Annotated in this window: 2 protein-coding genes; one reads left to right on the forward strand and one right to left on the reverse strand. The window is 68.3% G+C overall.

What is annotated here, in order from left to right:
• The coding region (locus FWJ67_RS11120) for an ABC transporter permease subunit (RefSeq protein WP_414482855.1) at positions 1-274 on the forward strand (274 nt) is incomplete at its 5' end.
• 37 nt (positions 275-311) lie between these two features.
• On the opposite strand, the gene FWJ67_RS11125 is transcribed toward FWJ67_RS11120, so the two are convergent.
• Entirely contained in the window at positions 312-1,178 is an 867-nt protein-coding gene (locus FWJ67_RS11125) for a glycine betaine ABC transporter substrate-binding protein (RefSeq protein WP_304174195.1), read from the reverse strand.
• Between the last annotated feature and the right edge of the window lie 199 nt (positions 1,179-1,377).

Consider the following 1,377-nt stretch of genomic DNA (forward strand, 5'->3'; position numbering starts at 1 on the left):
CCAGATGCCCATGGCCCTCCCCAGCATCATGACCGGCATCAACCAGACCCTCATGCTCTCCCTCTCCATGGCCGTCATCGCCGCCATGATCGGCGCGGGCGGGCTGGGGGCGGTGGTCTTCCGCTCCATCACCCGGGTGGAGGTGGGTCCCGGCTTCGAGGCAGGGCTGGCCATCGTCCTCCTGGCCATCCTCCTCGACCGGCTCTCCCAGAACTTGGCCAGACCGTCCAAAGGCCCCGAAAGGGTGGCACCCCGGGCCCCCGAGCCGGCCTGAGCGGGCGGGCGAGGCTGCCCTCAGGCGGCTTGGCCCATCACCGTCCCCACCGATCCACCTCGGGCCTGTGGGCCTCGACCCAGGCCCGGGCCACCTCTTCCGGATCCTGGTCTTCCACCTCGATGGCCAGGATCATCCGGTTCATATCGTCGATGCTGATCTGGAAATCCCGCAAGAGGGCCACCGCTTGAGGCGCCTCCTCCGCCAGGCCGCGGCGGGTGAGGACGCGCACGTCGTCCTTCTGCCACAAACCCTTGGGGTCTTCCAGGTACTTCAGGTCGTACGCGGCAAAGATCCAGTGGGGGCTCCAGGCGAGGACGCAGATCCACCCTTCCCGCTTCAGGGCCCGGCTGAGCTCGGTCAGCATGGCGAACTCCGAGCCCTCCACCAGCTCGTACCCGTCCAGGCCGTAGGTCGCCAGGACCTCCCGACTGACCGCCATCATGCCGGCCCCCGGATCGATGCCGACAATCTCACCCCGGCCGTCCCCATCGATGTCGAAGGCCGCTTCCTGCCCGGCCAGCTCCGCCAATGAGTTGACGGGCACGTACCCTGGCACCACCCAACCCAGATCCGCCTGCCGGTAGACCGTCCCCACCACCTCCACCCGGTCCCCATACCGCTCCATGTAGCTCTTATGGAGGGTGGGGAGCCAGGCGTCGGTGAAGAGGTCCACATCCCCCCGGGCCAACCCGGCGAAGATGACACCCACATCGGCCTCCAGGAAGCTCACCTGGTAACCCCGCTCTTCCAAGAGCACTTTGGCCACGTACGCAGACGGCGTCGTCGAGGACCACGGGGTGAGGCCGATGGTCAAGGTCTTCGACCGGTCGCGGTCGGAGACCCCCAAGGCGAGCGCCACCCCCAAGAACACCACCCCTGCCCACACCCACCGCCGCCCCATACCGCCGCCTCCCGCGCCCGAAGCTGTCGCGCAAAAGAGCCTCCCCCGGAGGGCTCCCGCCCATCCCCCGCGGCCCATCGGCGACTGCCTCCGTGCCAGCTCAAGGGACCCAACCAAGAAAAAAGGGGTCCTTTCGGACCCCTGAAGGCTTCCCGGCAGCGTGCTACTCTCCCACGGGGTCGCCCCCGCAGTACCATCG

Origin of the sequence: Limnochorda sp. (assembly GCF_047459355.1) — a bacterium.
GTDB lineage: Bacteria > Bacillota > Limnochordia > Limnochordales > Limnochordaceae > Limnochorda.

What these genes read in the sequence shown, in the direction of transcription:
- FWJ67_RS11125 (WP_304174195.1), bottom strand. Translation starts at nt 1,178, where the DNA reads ATGGGGCGGCGGTGGGTGTGGGCAGGGGTGGTGTTCTTGGGGGTGGCG.